Annotated in this window: 15 protein-coding genes; 6 read left to right on the top strand and 9 right to left on the bottom strand. The window is 40.0% G+C overall.

Annotated elements, in window-relative coordinates:
• Positions 1 to 35: 35 nt before the first annotated feature.
• On the bottom strand, positions 36 to 2,945 hold the full coding sequence (locus tag C9J42_RS04070) for a pyridoxal phosphate-dependent class III aminotransferase (protein ID WP_107301676.1): 2,910 nt from the start codon (positions 2,943 to 2,945) through the stop codon (positions 36 to 38).
• Positions 2,946 to 3,724: 779 nt separating this feature from the next.
• Here C9J42_RS04070 and nirB point away from each other — a divergent pair.
• From nirB to cobA, 4 genes are all read left to right on the top strand, one after another.
• Positions 3,725 to 6,274 carry a nitrite reductase large subunit NirB gene (gene nirB / locus C9J42_RS04065; protein WP_107301675.1) on the top strand — a complete coding sequence of 850 codons (2,550 nt, stop codon included), beginning with the start codon at positions 3,725 to 3,727 and terminating at the stop codon, positions 6,272 to 6,274.
• A complete protein-coding gene (gene nirD, locus C9J42_RS04060) occupies positions 6,271 to 6,597 on the top strand; it encodes a nitrite reductase small subunit NirD (RefSeq protein WP_107206345.1) in 327 nt (108 codons plus the stop codon). Before nirB ends, nirD begins: the two co-directional genes overlap by 4 nt.
• Positions 6,598 to 6,710: 113 nt before the next feature.
• Positions 6,711 to 7,526 carry a nitrite transporter NirC gene (nirC, locus tag C9J42_RS04055; protein WP_107301674.1) on the top strand — a complete coding sequence of 272 codons (816 nt, stop codon included), beginning with the start codon at positions 6,711 to 6,713 and terminating at the stop codon, positions 7,524 to 7,526.
• A 39-nt stretch (positions 7,527 to 7,565) separates the two neighbouring features.
• Positions 7,566 to 8,420 carry a uroporphyrinogen-III C-methyltransferase gene (gene cobA, locus C9J42_RS04050; protein ID WP_107301673.1) on the top strand — a complete coding sequence of 285 codons (855 nt, stop codon included), beginning with the start codon at positions 7,566 to 7,568 and terminating at the stop codon, positions 8,418 to 8,420.
• 89 nt (positions 8,421 to 8,509) lie between these two features.
• On the opposite strand, the gene C9J42_RS04045 is transcribed toward cobA, so the two are convergent.
• From C9J42_RS04045 to C9J42_RS04030, 4 genes are all read right to left on the bottom strand, one after another.
• Positions 8,510 to 8,914, bottom strand: a complete 405-nt coding sequence (locus C9J42_RS04045) for an MAPEG family protein (RefSeq protein ID WP_107246036.1) — start codon at positions 8,912 to 8,914, stop codon at positions 8,510 to 8,512.
• 14 nt (positions 8,915 to 8,928) lie between these two features.
• Complete coding sequence (locus C9J42_RS04040; RefSeq protein ID WP_107294278.1) at positions 8,929 to 9,216, bottom strand: putative quinol monooxygenase; 288 nt, start codon at positions 9,214 to 9,216, stop codon at positions 8,929 to 8,931.
• 13 nt (positions 9,217 to 9,229) lie between these two features.
• The gene (locus C9J42_RS04035; RefSeq protein ID WP_107301672.1) at positions 9,230 to 9,700 is read right to left on the bottom strand and encodes an NUDIX pyrophosphatase; all 471 of its coding nucleotides are present in this window, start codon (positions 9,698 to 9,700) and stop codon (positions 9,230 to 9,232) included.
• A gap of 126 nt (positions 9,701 to 9,826) precedes the next feature.
• Positions 9,827 to 10,618: an SDR family NAD(P)-dependent oxidoreductase gene (locus tag C9J42_RS04030; RefSeq protein ID WP_107246060.1), complete on the bottom strand. Its 792-nt coding sequence runs from the start codon at positions 10,616 to 10,618 to the stop codon at positions 9,827 to 9,829.
• 178 nt (positions 10,619 to 10,796) lie between these two features.
• Here C9J42_RS04030 and C9J42_RS04025 point away from each other — a divergent pair, with 178 nt between their 5' ends.
• Complete coding sequence (locus C9J42_RS04025; protein ID WP_107301671.1) at positions 10,797 to 11,552, top strand: siderophore-interacting protein; 756 nt, start codon at positions 10,797 to 10,799, stop codon at positions 11,550 to 11,552.
• 96 nt (positions 11,553 to 11,648) lie between these two features.
• The gene (locus C9J42_RS04020; protein WP_107206338.1) at positions 11,649 to 11,894 is read left to right on the top strand and encodes a hypothetical protein; all 246 of its coding nucleotides are present in this window, start codon (positions 11,649 to 11,651) and stop codon (positions 11,892 to 11,894) included.
• 78 nt (positions 11,895 to 11,972) lie between these two features.
• Here the strand turns inward: C9J42_RS04020 and C9J42_RS04015 are convergent, their stop codons facing one another.
• The 4 genes from C9J42_RS04015 to uvrY all read right to left on the bottom strand — a co-directional run bounded on the left by C9J42_RS04015 (position 11,973) and on the right by uvrY (position 15,733).
• Positions 11,973 to 12,446: a hypothetical protein gene (locus tag C9J42_RS04015; protein ID WP_107287093.1), complete on the bottom strand. Its 474-nt coding sequence runs from the start codon at positions 12,444 to 12,446 to the stop codon at positions 11,973 to 11,975.
• A gap of 125 nt (positions 12,447 to 12,571) precedes the next feature.
• Positions 12,572 to 13,129, bottom strand: coding sequence for a CDP-diacylglycerol--glycerol-3-phosphate 3-phosphatidyltransferase (gene pgsA / locus C9J42_RS04010; protein ID WP_005368388.1), 558 nt, complete (start codon positions 13,127 to 13,129; stop codon positions 12,572 to 12,574).
• A gap of 109 nt (positions 13,130 to 13,238) precedes the next feature.
• Complete coding sequence (gene uvrC / locus C9J42_RS04005) at positions 13,239 to 15,089, bottom strand: excinuclease ABC subunit UvrC (RefSeq protein ID WP_107206335.1); 1,851 nt, start codon at positions 15,087 to 15,089, stop codon at positions 13,239 to 13,241.
• Positions 15,089 to 15,733: a UvrY/SirA/GacA family response regulator transcription factor gene (gene uvrY, locus C9J42_RS04000; protein WP_005368391.1), complete on the bottom strand. Its 645-nt coding sequence runs from the start codon at positions 15,731 to 15,733 to the stop codon at positions 15,089 to 15,091. Before uvrY ends, uvrC begins: the two co-directional genes overlap by 1 nt.
• Positions 15,734 to 15,809: the final 76 nt, after the last annotated feature.

Genomic DNA, 15,809 nt, shown 5'->3' with positions numbered 1-15,809 from the left:
CTTTCCTTTTAAATTCATTTATCTGTGTGGTTGTCTTACTGAGTTGAAGACAATAGCGATTGACCTAATTGAGAGACTTTATTCAATAAGGTTTTAAAATCGTTAATAGTTAAACACGGGTTTAAAATTGTGAACTTCAATGCCACTTTATCGTCAACAACAGTTTCACCCAGTACAGCTTGTCCTTGTACTAATGCATCTATACGCAATTGTTTATTCAATTGGTTAAGCTGCTGCTCACTTACGTTTGCTCCTTCACCTACAAAACGTAAAAGCACGGTAGATAAAGCAGGATCGGCCAATAACTCAAATTGCGGTTGTTGATTAACTAAATCGGCGACATGCTGCGTTTGATTAATAAGATGGTCGTACATTTCACCTAATGCATCAGCGCCAACGCTTTGCATAGTCATTAACACTTTTAAAGCATCAAAACGCTTAGTTGTTGCTATTGATTTATCCACTAAATTTGGCAGTAAATCATCTTCACGATTAAGATAATCAGCATGGTGGAGCAGGTATTTAAAGTGCGCTTTATCTTTCACTAACACTGCACCACAGCTAATCGGTTGAAAGAAAAGCTTATGAAAATCAACGCTTAAAGAATCCGCTTTTTCAATGCCATGTAATCGACTTTGATGACGACTTAAAATCAGTGCGCCACCGTATGCGCCATCAACATGGAACCAAAGATTGTGACGAGCGGAAATATCAGCCAATCCGGTAAGATCATCAATTGCACCGTGATCTGTTGTCCCAGCAGTGCCAACGACGGCAAATGGAATAAGATCATCGGCTTTTAATGCTTCAATCGTGGTAATCAATGATGCTAATTGAATAGTGCCATCAGGATTGGTATCAACACAGACTACAGATTGTTCACCAAGCCCCATCAACGACGCTGATTTTTGCACCGTGAAATGGGATTTTTTCGAGCATAATATACGTAGTTTATCCGCGTATGATGGCAAACCTTGTTGCTGAATATTATGACCAGAGATTGTGTCGGCCGCCCAATCACGTGCTAACAATAATCCCATCAGGTTGCTTTGCGTTCCCCCACTGGTGAATACACCATCTGCTTGTTGGCCTAATTGATAAACATCGCACAACCAGTCAACAATTTTCTGTTCAACAAACGTTGCTGCACTGGCCTGATCCCATGAATCCATTGACTGATTCAATGCGGCAATAAAAGCTTCTGCTGCAATAGCAGGGATAAGTGGCGGGGTATGCAAATGCGCTATACAGTGTGGATGTTGCACCATAATTGAGTGCTTCGCGATAAGATCGCCTGTTTGATCAATCACGGCATCAAGTGAGGATTGTGGCTGATTTAAATCAATGCCATTAATTAGCGTTTTTAATAATTGAGGATCCATCCCCGAATAAGGCTGATTGGTTTGTTCAAAGACTTTTTTCAGCACTTGAGTCGTTTGATTCAGTGCCGTTTCAAAGCTCTCAGATCCGCCTTTACCCGTTTGAATAAAGTACTCTTTCCAATTAGCTTTATTATCCGACTCTAACACCAATCCTTGTTCAATCGGTTCAACATGGACCTCAATAGCCTCTTTAACCGTATTAATCACAAAATCAAGTTGTTCAAAGCTAATGATAAGAGGCGGTAAAAAGCGTAATACCGAGCCTTGACGCCCACCTTTTTCAATAATCAAACCGCGCTCTAATGCAGAGCGTTGAATTGCAGCGGTTAACTCAGGATCGGCGATCGGCTCACCAAACTTATTTTTACTACCATCAGATTGGACAATTTCGATGCCCAACATCAAGCCTTTACCGCGCACTTCAGCAATACAGCTTGTTTGTGCTGCCACTTTTTCTAAACCGCGACGCAGATACATACCTGCTTTTTGGGCATGCTCAACTAAACCGTCTCGTTCGATAATTTCTAACGTTTTAGCGCCTGTTGCCATCGCTAACTGGTTGCCACGAAATGTGCCGGTATGCTCTCCAGGGTTCCAACTATCAATCTCTTTATTAAAAACAAGGACTGACATTGGCAAACCACCGCCCACCGCTTTTGATAAACAAAGAATATCTGGCGTGATACCTGATTCTTCAAACGCAAAATTGTGACCAGTTTTACCAATACCGCATTGGATCTCATCAAAGATAAGTAGAATGCCATGCTCTTGCGTTATTCGACGTAATTCTCGCAGCCAAAAAGCAGGCGCGGGAATAACCCCGCCCTCACCTTGAACAGGCTCTACAATGATGGCTGCAGGTTTTTGGATGCCGCTTTCATCGTCACTCAGCATACGTTCGATATAACGTAAGCTTTGTTTTGCGCCTTCATCGCCAGACAAACCATACGGACAGCGTAATGAATAGGGGAATGGCAGGAAATGTACATCAGCCATTAACCCTTGACGGCGAGATTTCGTGTTTAAATTTCCCATCATAGCCATCGTGCCATTTGTCATTCCATGATAAGCACCATGAAAAGCTGCCATGGTATTTCTACCTGTTGTTTGTTTGGCAAGTTTAATCGCAGCTTCTACCGCATCAGCCCCTGTTGGACCACAAAATTGCACACAGGCATTATTCGCAAACGATTCGGGGAGGAAGTTCAACAATTGCTTAATGAATTTATCTTTAGCAACCGTTGTGATATCGAGAGTTTGATATGGTAGACCTGATTCTAATTGGTCAACAATTGACTTATTAATTTCTGGGTGATTATAGCCAAGTGCTAGTGTTCCTGCCCCAGCTAAGCAATCAATAAATAATTGCCCACGGGTATCTTCAACTAATACTCCTGCCGCTTTCGCTATTGCTAAAGGTAAACGTCTTGGGTATGAACGTACATCCGATTCATAATGCTCTTGGCTTAATAGCAATTCATCAAGCGTTAAGTCATATAAACCATTAACAACAGGCACTGTTGTTGATAGATCAGTGTCGCCAAAATTAAAAAGTGTAGACATATTTCGTTCCTGTCATCACTTAGCTTTTGCACAAAAAACGTAACAAAAGATAAGCAAAAACCATATTAATAACGATATAAATACCGAGTTAAGATTTTTTAAAGATGAAACCACACTCAAAATACAAATATGCAGAAGCAATAAGCACCTGCAGTAATATGCAACTCTATGTTTAGTGTGATTTTTGATCAGGAACGATCAAGGCTCCGTAATAATACGGTATTTCGGTAAATGAAAACCAAAATGAAATGAAAGTGATAATAGATCCACTGTTGGGTCCCTTAAATATGTGTCAGCTATTACAAAACTGAACATCGTATAAATTCCCTTCTATTTATGCTGATAAGCATAAATACCTACTGCGTAATTGCTAGATGAACTACGTTATTATCTTACTCAAGCTAAGACTGGGCAAAAATACCACAACCCATTAATAAAAAACAATATTGAAAAATAAAAAGATACAAACTTTTACAATTAATTATGTTCGAAAATTTAGCCATAATTCGACTGTTACTAGAGCTAAAACAACCTTTAACATTACCCCACAAAAAGCCCAATAAATATAAATATCATTATAATTCAATAAGGTAAAATAATTAACAACATACAAACTAATAGAATCGAAGACGCTTTGTTATAAAATCGTAAATCTAACGTATTGATTTTCTGAAATACCACTAAAGTAGTATTTAGAATGCTACTTGATTTAAATCATATTTCTTCACATTTTGTCTTAATACACTACAACCAATTTAAGGTATGGTGAAGTAGGTTTTATGAGCAAAATTAAATTGGCAATTATCGGCAACGGTATGGTCGGCCACCGTTACATCGAAGAATTAATAGATAGATCGAATATCGAAAACTACGAAGTAACCGTGTTTTGTGAAGAACCCCGTGTCGCATACGACAGAGTACATTTATCTTCTTATTTCTCTCACCATACAGCTGATGAGCTTTCTCTTGTTAAGCAAGGACTTTACGAAAAACATGGAATCAATGTTTTGCTCGGCGAACGCGCCATTAACATTAACCGTGAACAAAAGCTTATTCTCTCTAATTCGGGTCGTGAACTTCGCTACGATAAACTCATCATGGCAACCGGATCTTACCCTTGGGTTCCACCCATTAAAGGTAGCGAAAACAAAGACTGTTTTGTATACCGCACGATCGAAGATCTTAAAGCGATTGAATTAACCGCTAAACGCAGTAAAAGTGGCGTTGTCATCGGTGGCGGTCTACTTGGCTTAGAAGCCGCTGGCGCACTAAAAGCACTGGGCGTTGAAACTCATGTTATTGAGTTTGCTAATGTCCTTATGGCTGAGCAACTTGATCCTCAAGGTGGTCAACAACTACGAAACAAAATAGAACAACTCGGCGTAAATGTTCACACCGGTAAAAATACCCAAGAGATCATCCCTTCCGGTGAAAATGCACGTAATACCCTGCAATTTGCAGATGGCACTTCTCTTGAAGTTGATTTCATCGTGTTCTCTACCGGCATTCGCCCACAAGATAAATTAGCTACACAATGTGGACTAACAACAGGTCAACGTGGTGGTATTGCCATTAATAACGTTTGCCAAACATCAGATGCCGATGTTTACGCCATCGGTGAATGTGCTTCTTGGAATAACATGTTCTTTGGTTTAGTGGCGCCAGGTTACAAAATGGCACAAATCGCGGTTGGTCACTTATTAGGAGAAAAGCAGCAATTTGAAGGTGCTGACATGAGCGCCAAATTGAAGCTACTCGGAGTAAAAGTTGGCAGTATTGGTGATGCTAATGGCCGTACTAAAAACTGTAAAAGCTATGTTTATTTAAACGAACAAGAAGAAGTGTATAAGCGCATTATTGTTTCTGAAGATGGGAAATATCTTCTAGGAGCCGTACTTGTTGGTGATACATCAGATTACGGTAACCTTTTGCAGTTATCGCTAAATAATATTGAGCTACCAGAAAACCCTGACAGTTTAATCTTACCTGCTCATGCGGGTGCAGCAAAACCAGCCATGGGCGTGGAATCCCTACCAGAAAGCGCCGTGATGTGTTCATGTTTTGATGTGACTAAAGGTAAGATTGCAGCAGCGGTTGCTGAAGGACATACGACATTAGGCGAAATCAAAGCCGTTACCAAAGCGGGTACAGGCTGTGGCGGTTGTTTACCTCTTATCACGCAAGTGCTAAACAGCGAACTCGCAAAAGCCGGTATTGCAGTAAATAACCACCTCTGTGAACACCTCGCTTATTCTCGCCAAGAGTTATTCCACTTGATCCGTATTGAAGAGATCAAGTCATTTGATGAACTATTAGCGAAATACGGTAAAGGTTACGGCTGTGAAATCTGTAAGCCAACCGTTGGCTCTATTTTGGCTTCTTGCTGGAATGATTATGTACTAACGCCTCAAAATACCCCATTGCAAGATACCAACGACATTTTCCTTGGCAACATGCAAAAAGATGGCACTTATTCAGTGATCCCTCGTATGGCTGGCGGTGAAGTAACACCAGCAGGATTGCTCGCCGTCGCACAAGTCGCTAATGATTATAATTTATATACCAAAATCACAGGCGCACAACGTATCGGTTTATTTGGCGCACAGAAAGATGATTTACCTGCCATTTGGCAACGTTTAATTGAAGCAGGATTTGAAACAGGCCAAGCCTATGCCAAAGCGCTACGTATGGCCAAAACCTGTGTCGGAAGCACATGGTGCCGTTTTGGTGTGCAAGACAGTGTCGGCTTAGGTGTTGAATTAGAAAACCGCTACAAAGGTATTCGTACCCCTCACAAAATGAAGTTTGGTGTATCAGGTTGTACTCGTGAATGTGCAGAAGCACAGGGCAAAGACTTAGGTCTTATTGCAACTGATGCTGGTTGGAATATGTATGTTGGTGGTAACGGTGGTATGAAACCACGCCATGGTGATTTGCTGGCAGCCGATCTCGACCACGACACCTTAATCAAATATGTTGACCGCTACCTCATGTTCTACGTACGTACAGCTGACAAACTTCAGCGAACATCAACATGGTTAGAAAACCTTGATGGTGGTGTTGAATACCTTCGTGAAGTGATCATTAACGACAAACTGGGTATTAACGATCAACTTGAAGCTGATATTGAAAAGCTGATTAGCTCTTACCATTGTGAATGGTCAAATACGTTAGATAACGAACAGCAACTAAAACGCTTTAGTCACTTTATTAACAGCGATAAGCGTGATGATAATGTCGTGTTTGTACCTAGCCGTGACCAACATCGTCCTGCATCTAACGAAGAAAAAGCCAACACTTACACCATTTCATTGGAGGAGAATGTATGAGTTCTTGGATCACTGCATGCCAATTAGACGATTTAATCCCTGGTACTGGCGTGTGCGCCCTTATTGAAGACAAGCAAGTTGCCATCTTTCGTCCCGATCATAGCGAACAACTGTTTGCGATAAATAATATGGATCCGTTTTCAAAGTCCAATGTGTTATCTCGCGGGCTTATTTGCCAGCACCAAGATGAATTATGGGTCGCTAGCCCATTAAAAAAACAACGCTTTTCACTGCTTGACGGTCGTTGCTTAGAAAATTCTGCAATGAACATTGAAAGCTACAAAGTCACAGTCAAAGACGGCAATGTGTTAGTCCAACTGTAACGATAAGAATGGGAACTAGCCTCAGTGCTACTTCCCACTTTTTGGCATAAGTAACAAGCCCAGTACCGAACTTATTTATGCCAAAGAGTTTAATTTTATACAGGGACAAAACTATGTACGCAGACACAATTAAAAAATGCTCAGCCAATGCCGCACGTATTGTTGAATTTGCAAATAAAGAAAAATTTGGTTTTTGGTTAAGCTCAGCTATGGCTGGTGCTTATGTTGGTCTTGGCATTATTCTTATTTTCACTTTAGGCAATATGGTTGATCCCTCTATTCGCCCACTTGTTATGGGAGCGACCTTTGGTATTGCTCTTACCCTCGTAATTATTGCGGGCTCTGAGTTATTTACCGGACACACTATGTTTTTAACTTTTGGTGTTAAAACAGGCCAAATCACTGTCGCTGATACACTTCGCGTTTTACCACAAACATGGATGGGAAACTTACTGGGCTCTGTTGGCGTCGCATTACTGTTTTTCTACGCAGGTGGCGGAAAACTATTACCTGATACAAATAGCTTATTAAATAACGTCGCACTTGCAAAAACAGACGCTTCAGCATCGGTGCTTTTATTTAAAGGTATTTTATGTAACTGGCTCGTTTGTTTAGCGATTTGGATGTGCCAACGTGTTGAAGGCTCGGCTAAATTTATTGCTATTTGGTGGTGCTTACTTGCCTTCATAGCATCAGGTTATGAGCACTCTATTGCTAACATGACTATCTTTGCTCTTTCATGGTTTGGTCAACACAAAGAAGCATTCACCCTAGCTGGAATTGGCCATAACTTATTCTGGGTAACGTTAGGTAATACAATTTCAGGTGTTGTATTTATGGGCTTAGGCTACTGGTTCGCCACACCGCGTAACCAACGCCCATATTTAGGCTCTACGCAGAAAACAGAACCGCAACAGCAAGCCGCTTAATTGACAACCTAAAATAAAAATCAGCCTGGAGCTAATAGAATGACAACGAATGAAACTGTGTTTTCACTGCCAACCTCAGAAGAAGAACCTGCTGCTATCGGTAAAGTAATACTTGTAGGTGCAGGTCCTGGTGATCCTGATTTGTTAACAGTAAAAGCATTACGTTGTATTCAACAGGCTGATGTCATTGTCTATGATCGTCTTGTGTCTAACGACATTGTTGAACTATTCCCTCAACATTGCGAACGCCTTTTTGTGGGAAAAGAAGCGGGTAATCACTGTGTACCACAAGGTGACATAAACCAAATTCTGGTAACGCAGGCACTCAGCGGAAAATTAGTGGTTAGACTTAAAGGCGGTGACCCGTTTATTTTTGGCCGAGGTGGCGAAGAACTAGAAGCCTTATTGCCATTTAATATTCCCTTTGAAGTGGTACCTGGTATTACGGCCGCATCAGGTTGCGCCGCTTATTCTGGTATTCCATTAACCCATCGCGATCATGCACAAAGCGTTCAATTTATCACCGGCCATTTAAAAGAAGGGAAAGATCAAATTGACTGGTCATCACTGGCTCGCGCTAACCACACTTTAGTCTTTTATATGGGGTTAAACCAGAGCCATGTTATTCGCCATAAACTCAGTGCGTATGGCATGTCGCTGGCAACACCTATTGCTATTATTGAACGTGGTACCAGTTCACAACAACAAGTACATACTGGTGATTTAGCACACTTAGAGATATTAGCCAAAGAGGCTGAAAGCCCAGCTCTTATTGTGATAGGTAGTGTTACGACCCTCACTCATCGCTTAAATTGGTTTAAAGCAAAACAAGAGATAGAAACACAAAGCTATCCAAAAGTTTATCAATATCAAGTAAACCGTAAGGTAAGCTAACGCAATCAAATAAAAGGCACTAAAGTTTATTACTAGTGCCTTTTTTAATACGTTTGTGACGATCATTTTTACAAGCAAAATAACTCAATTTACAGCCAAGCCATAACTGCAGTAACAAATAGTCCAATAAGCCCCAGTAAACTCACCGCGAAAAAGATACTGCGTAATACTTTTAAATTAAAGTAATAACACAACATATGCCCTATTCGTCCGAATAAATAAACCACAGCGAAGCCATTAATCCAGTGAGCAATGGGCTGAGAAAATAATGCAAACAGAACGAATACAATAAAGATCCCAAGGCTTTCATTACTATTAGCTAATGCTCTATTAGCACGAAATAAAAAGTGTTCATGGTTAGCTTCAATAGTAAAACCAGGGATATGCTTTTGACTAAGAATAGCAATATCTAATACGATTAATTGCAATAGTAACAACAATCCCAAAGAGCCAATAACCCAAATTGTCATTTTATAGGGAAGCAAAAACTCCATTGAATTATCCTTTTCTATTCGTTCTCGGTTTGCCACACCTCATAATGGCGTTCAACATTTGAAGTGACTCTCCCCCATTCAGATACTTTGACTCGCCTTTGGTGATGTTCGAACGCAGTATTACTAGAAAACTCTTCATAAACATCAAAATAACAAGGAGAATGTGAACGTTGATAAACATTAAACACTAGACAGCCGGGCTCTTGCTTTGTTAATTCGACGTGCTTCTCAAGTGCTTTGCTAACAAGATTAAGTTCTTCTTCAGGAACGACAATAAATCCTTTTAATATCACTTTTCCCATATTTTCAATTTCCTCAATAATCTGGAATGTACTGCTTAATATCTACTTTAAAAAGAGATTCAATCGGCTTATCAACAAAATAGGCCCATACATGATCAAAAACACGGTGCTGATTGGGAAATGGCGTTAGTGCTTTTGCTTCTTCTAGTGTGCACCATTGATAATCTGTATGTTCGTGATTAAGTGTTACGGCTTGATTTGGAGGGCACATCACCACAAAAACAGGAATAATTTGCAGCACATTAACGTTGGCTTCAAAAAACTGTTGCAGATATTGGGCGTTATAAAGATCTACCACTTCAATTTGGGTCTCCTCTTTAAACTCACGGACAATGGCTTGCCAACCCGTTTCATCACCTTCGATAGAACCGCCAACATGACACCAATATCCACCTTTAACACGCTTCATGAGTAGCATCTTCATCACGCCATCAATTCCTGATAAGGCAACGCCCGCTACAATCGAAGAATCAATCGGGATCATCATCACTCCTTAATTTGTTGATCACTACCCTTTTCTAGTTATACACGAATAGTTATAAAAAAACGGCTGCACATTGAGCCGTTTGATCAGTATAGAAAATTAACGTGATGAACTAATAAGTAAAACTCAGAAGCTCACTTTATCTGCATCAAAGTAATAGCGTGCTGGCGCGATATTCATACCACCTGTAACCGGCAAACAAACACCTGTAATAAAACCTGCCAGATCACTTGCTAAGAAACTCACCGCATTAGCAATATCTTCAGGCTCCCCCATACGTTTAATTGGCTGCGTCGCTAAGAAATTATCAATAAACTCTTGGTTTAAATTATTTTTCACAGCATCTGTCGCAATCATTCCTGGTAGTACTGCATTACAACGAATACCAAAACTCGCGTATTGAATCGCGATTTGACGTGTCATATGGTTAATGGCATTTTTTGCCGTGCCGTAAGAGATGCTCGACATTTCAGCACTTAAAGAAGACAGTGATGAGATGTTTACAATGCTCCCACCACCATGTTTAACCATCGTTGGAATAACTGCTTTTGATGGAATAAATACGCTATTTATATTAGCAAGCATATTCTGTTCCCAATCAACCACTTCAGTATGGGCTAAGTCACGATCTTTACGTAAATCTACACCGCCAAAGTTGTTAACCAGCACATCAATCTTTCCTTCTTTTTCAAGAATAGAATCAATCAACGGCGCGTAAGAATCATTATCGAACGCATTAAAAAACATCCCCGTTGCTTTACCGTTATTTTTGGTAATTTCATTAGCCGTCGCTGTTGCCTCATCAATATTCCAATCAGCAACATAGACATTGGCGCCTTGAGAGGCCAATAACTTACTACATGCCTTACCAATTCCTTGTGCGCCTGCTAGTACTAACACTGTTTTATTTTTAAACATAAACCACCCGATATCGAACAACGTTTTTATCCATTATATCTGTCACTTACAGGGAATAAATATAGATATTCGTCCAAATAATTACTGTTAACCATATGCGTAAAAAAATAGTAAATAAGATATCTTATTGCACAGCGCCTTGTTAATATAAATAAAAACCATTCTCAATTGGTGGCTCATGAATAACGAAGTAACAGTAATAAACAGCGAAACCATCACAACCAATATGCAACGAATCACTTTACAAGGAGAGTGCTTATCTGCATTTTCTAAGAATAGTGCAGGAAACTATATAAAATTACTTTTTGCTGAAAATGGCAGTACTGATATTAGTCTTGTGCCGAAAGGGCAACGACCAGTGATGCGTACCTATACGATTAGAAAATATATTCCAGAAGAAAATAGTATTGAAGTCGATTTTGTTCGTCATAATACAGATCAAGGCGATCACAGCTATGCCGCTAAATGGGCGAAGCAAGCATCATTAGGCGATAAAATTAGTCTATTAGGCCCGGGGGAAATTAAAGACCTCAATCATGATGCAGATTGGTTTTTTATGGTTGCCGATATGACCGCGCTACCATCATTAACGACAAAAATACAAAGGCTGCCAATAGATGCGAAGGGATACGCCGTTATTCAAGTTATTGATAAAGAGGATATACAGGAATTATCTAAGCCTGAATATATTAAAGTGATCTGGATAACAGCCTCTGAATCGCTAGCAGATACTGCCACATCATTACCTTGGAAAGATGGCAAGGTTTCTGTTTGGTCAGCCTGTGAATTCGATACCATGCGTGAACTACGACAATATTTTCGCAATGAAAAAAACGTTGAAAGAGAGTTCATTTACATTAGCAGTTATTGGAAAAACGGTGTGTCAGAAGATGGTCACAAAGACATTAAACGCCGAGATGCTATGAGCATATGAAAAATATTTAACACTTATATAAGCAGCAAATGTACCGACGTTTTTAAAGTTATGAACTAGACTAATAAACGAAATCTACTGATAACAGAGGCATTTATGGCTACTCAAAAAACTAAAAGTTCAACGCATGAAAAAATGGAACACCGTTACGATGATGATGTAGAGCATAAACATAATAAAGATCATGAAGAATATCGCGGCCATGAACCCTCTCATGGACATCATATTCACGGTGGAACAGGAGCTGCACATAAAGGTACACATCACCACCATTATACCACTCACCACCACCATCATTATTATGGTCCTGTCACCATTATTAATAGTAACGATGAAGATTAGCTTGCCATTAAGACAAGAAATCAACATGCAGATTATATAATTTCAACAAGAAAGAGTGATAAATCTGCATGTTGAACATTAATGAGCATTATCTTTTATACACAGGTTAGGATCTAACGCTTGCTTATCAAAAGTAGGAAAATGAGGAGCTTGTAGATACCCCCAAGCAGCAAGTAATAAAAGTACGAAGGGAATTGATAAGTGCATAGCTGATACTAACCCAGCCAAAAATCCTGTTTTTACTTTCGTTGGTCGATAGACTTTTACGGCTTTAGGTGGAAAGCGCCCTTCACGAATTCCAGCGATAGCTCGCGGTATCAATATCCAACTCATCGTAAAAGCAAATAGTGGCACACCAACCATCACTAAATACCAAAAATAATCAGCGAGATTAAACCCCAACCATTCAAAGCAATGTGGACGAGATAGAACATCGTTAATAATAGGTATCAGCCAGATTGTATGAAGAAAGTAAATGACGCTCCCAACGAATACTCCAGCCAAAATCCGAACCGCTTTTTCTTTCTTTGAGTATTCTTGAGCATATTCCACTGCGCTGCTCCCTCATCCTTAATCGTTTGATTTTCACTCAATATAACTAAGAGAGGGTGTATTAACAAATACTCGAGATATAAAAAAGGCCTGATTAATCAGGCCTTTTTCAAAAATAGGACTTACTAGTGATTTTCTGCGTTAAGCAAATCACCTTTGGCTGCTTTTAAATATTGCACCATTGACCAGTACGTTAATACCATTGCAACATACAAAGATACATAACCTAACCATACAACGTATTCATGCGGATGCCATAACAACAATAATAGAGCAAACATCTGAGAGGCAGTCTTCACTTTCCCTACCCAAGAAACGGCAACACTTGCACGTTTACCAATTTCTGCCATCCATTCGCGTAATGCTGAAATAATAATCTCACGACCAATCATAGTGACAGCAGGGATCGTAACCCATACTGAATGATAATGCTCAACCACGAGTACTAAGGCCGTTGCTACCATGAGTTTATCAGCAACAGGATCAATAAAAGCACCAAACCGAGTTGTTTGATTTAATTTACGAGCAAGGTAGCCATCGAACCAATCGGTGACACCCGCAACCCAAAAAATTAACGCTGTTGCAAAAGCAGACCACTCGTACGGCACATAAAAGGCAATAACAAAAAATGGGATAAGCATGAGCCGAACGAAACTTAAGATGTTAGGTATTGATAAACGCATAATATTATTCTTATGTTCAAAATCAGAGTTCAATCTACTTCCCTAGCCTACTCCAAAGTCTGCTTAGGTGCGAATTTATCAGTAAATTAAACCAAAAAAGTGCAGCGAACTAATTATGTTGCAATGCATCGACTATTTTTTCTGCTAAAGCTGGACTAATACCAGGTACTTTAGCAATTTCTTCTTTACTTGCTTTCTTCAGTTCTTGCATACCACCCATATATTTGAGCAACGCTTGACGTCGTTTAGGCCCAATACCTTCTACATCTTCAAGGCTACTACGCTTACGAACTTTTGCACGTTGGGCGCGGTGACCACTAATAGCATGGTTATGGCTTTCATCACGAATATGCTGGATCAAATGCAACGCTGGTGAATCACTTGGCATAGAAAACTCTTCGCCTGTAACAAAGATGAGCGTTTCTAAACCAGGCTTACGTGTCGTACCTTTTGCCACACCGACAAACAAAGGTCGTTTTGGCCAATCAGCAATATACGGCTTCACTACATCATACGCTGTTGATAACTGACCTCTACCGCCATCTATGAAAATTATGTCTGGAATTTTATCTAATTCCATATTTTTGCTGTAACGACGCTCCAAAACTTGTGCCATTGCTGCGTAATCATCACCACCCGTAATACCCGTTATATTATAACGACGATACTCTTGCTTTAATGGCCCTTCCTGATTGAATACAACACATGAGGCAACCGTTTTTTCACCCATAGTATGGCTAATATCAAAACATTCCATACGTGAAATCGGCTTTAAGTTTAAAGCTTGTTGCAGAGCAAAGAAACGCTCTTGTATCGTTAAACGGTGATTAATTTTGCTTGTCAGTGCGGTTTCTGCATTCGTCTTTGCCAATTTTAAATACTGAGCACGAGTTCCTCGTGGATTGTATTTAAAAATGATAGTACGCCCAGCCATTTCCGTTAACGCTTTAGCAATAGTTTCACCTTCTTCTCCCAGTGTTTCACTTAATAAAATGACACTCGGGATCACTCGACCTTCAACTTGGTTGAAATAGTATTGAGTAACAAACCCTGAGAGAATTTCTGTTAACGTTGCATCAATTGGCACTTTAGGAAAATAACTGCGACTACCTAAGATCTTACCTTGACGAATATATAAACCATGGATACATGCAAGCCCATTACTGTGCGCAATACCAATGACATCAATATCATCTTCATTGTCTTGGCTTACAAACTGCTGCTCTTGAATACGCCTTAGTGCTTGGATTTGATCGCGATATCGTGCCGCTTGCTCAAACTCTAACGCTTGGCTTGCTTGCTCCATTTTCTCAACCATAATGCTAATCACTTGGCGATCTTTACCCTGTAAAAATAATCGTACCAATTGCACTTGCTGTTGATAGTCATCATCGCTGATCAACCCTTCGACACATGGCCCAGAGCAACGCCCAATTTGATACATCAAACATGGACGACTTCGATTAGCATATACTGAGTCTTCACACTGACGAACCGGAAAGATTCTTTGCATAAGATGCAAGCTTTCGCGTACTGCACCTGCATCAGGATATGGGCCAAAGTATTCACCTTTGCGACGCTTAACACCACGGTGAATCGACAAGCGCGGATGCTTGCTTGCACTTAGAAGAATATAAGGATAAGACTTATCATCACGCAGTAATACATTATATTTAGGTAAATACTGCTTGATATAGTTATGTTCAAGGATAAGTGCTTCAGTTTCAGTATGGGTTACCGTCACATCCACATTGCAGATATTTTTAACTAAAGCACGTGTTTTTTCACCCGCAACATTAGTTCGAAAATAACTAGAGAGACGTTTTTTTAAATCTTTTGCTTTACCGACATAAATAACCACACCAGTAGCGTCATACATACGATAGACGCCTGGCTGGTGTGTTACTGTTTTCAGAAAAGCTTGAGGATCAAAACTTTTTTCGTTTGGAACATCTGACACTATAACGTCTCTGTATCAAGCATTCCATGTCGAATGGCAAGATGCGTTAATTCAACATCACCACTAATATCCAGTTTGTTAAACAAACGATAGCGATAGCTATTAACGGTTTTCGGACTCAAATTTAATTGCTCCGAAATATCTGTTACCTTTTGTCCTTTCGTTATCATCATCATTATCTGAAGTTCGCGCTCAGAAAGCTCTTTAAAAGGATTCTCAGAATTTGAAGCAAATTGGCTTAACGCCATCTGCTGCGCAATTTCAGGTGAAATGTAACGCTGGCCACTATTTACCATTCTTATCGCATTAACCATTTCATCAGGTCCCGCTCCCTTCGTTAAGTAGCCCGCAGCACCGGCTTGCATGACTTTTGTTGGAAATGGGTTTTCGGTATGAATTGTTAAAACAATAATTTTTACATCGGGATTGAATCGTAAAATCTTACGGGTTGCTTCAAGTCCACCAATACCAGGCATATTCATATCCATAAGAATAATGTCGGCATGATTGCTACGGCACCATTTTACGGCTTCCTCACCACTGATGGCTTCTCCTACCACTTTAATACCACGGACATCTTCAAGAAGACGTCTAATCCCTGTGCGAACCAGTTCGTGATCATCTACAAGGAATACATTAATCAAGCTGTATCTCCAATGATTTGGCTCTGCACCCAGCCAGAATGGCAGGATAGCTACTACATAATTCTACCTTAACTTA

This window comes from Photobacterium sp. GB-56, assembly GCF_003026105.1.
In the GTDB taxonomy this organism is placed as follows: Bacteria; Pseudomonadota; Gammaproteobacteria; order Enterobacterales; family Vibrionaceae; genus Photobacterium.
This window is presented reverse-complemented; position numbering and strand designations above follow the sequence as displayed.

Coding starts and splice junctions, on each gene's coding strand:
- cobA (WP_107301673.1), top strand. CDS start 7,566: ATGACAACGAATGAAACTGTGTTTTCACTGCCAACCTCAGAAGAAGAA.
- nirC (WP_107301674.1), top strand. CDS start 6,711: ATGTACGCAGACACAATTAAAAAATGCTCAGCCAATGCCGCACGTATT.
- C9J42_RS04040 (WP_107294278.1), bottom strand. CDS start 9,216: ATGGGAAAAGTGATATTAAAAGGATTTATTGTCGTTCCTGAAGAAGAA.
- pgsA (WP_005368388.1), bottom strand. CDS start 13,129: ATGCGTTTATCAATACCTAACATCTTAAGTTTCGTTCGGCTCATGCTT.
- C9J42_RS04070 (WP_107301676.1), bottom strand. CDS start 2,945: ATGTCTACACTTTTTAATTTTGGCGACACTGATCTATCAACAACAGTG.
- nirB (WP_107301675.1), top strand. CDS start 3,725: ATGAGCAAAATTAAATTGGCAATTATCGGCAACGGTATGGTCGGCCAC.
- C9J42_RS04035 (WP_107301672.1), bottom strand. CDS start 9,700: ATGATCCCGATTGATTCTTCGATTGTAGCGGGCGTTGCCTTATCAGGA.
- C9J42_RS04025 (WP_107301671.1), top strand. CDS start 10,797: ATGAATAACGAAGTAACAGTAATAAACAGCGAAACCATCACAACCAAT.
- C9J42_RS04020 (WP_107206338.1), top strand. CDS start 11,649: ATGGCTACTCAAAAAACTAAAAGTTCAACGCATGAAAAAATGGAACAC.
- C9J42_RS04045 (WP_107246036.1), bottom strand. CDS start 8,914: ATGGAGTTTTTGCTTCCCTATAAAATGACAATTTGGGTTATTGGCTCT.
- C9J42_RS04030 (WP_107246060.1), bottom strand. CDS start 10,618: ATGTTTAAAAATAAAACAGTGTTAGTACTAGCAGGCGCACAAGGAATT.
- nirD (WP_107206345.1), top strand. CDS start 6,271: ATGAGTTCTTGGATCACTGCATGCCAATTAGACGATTTAATCCCTGGT.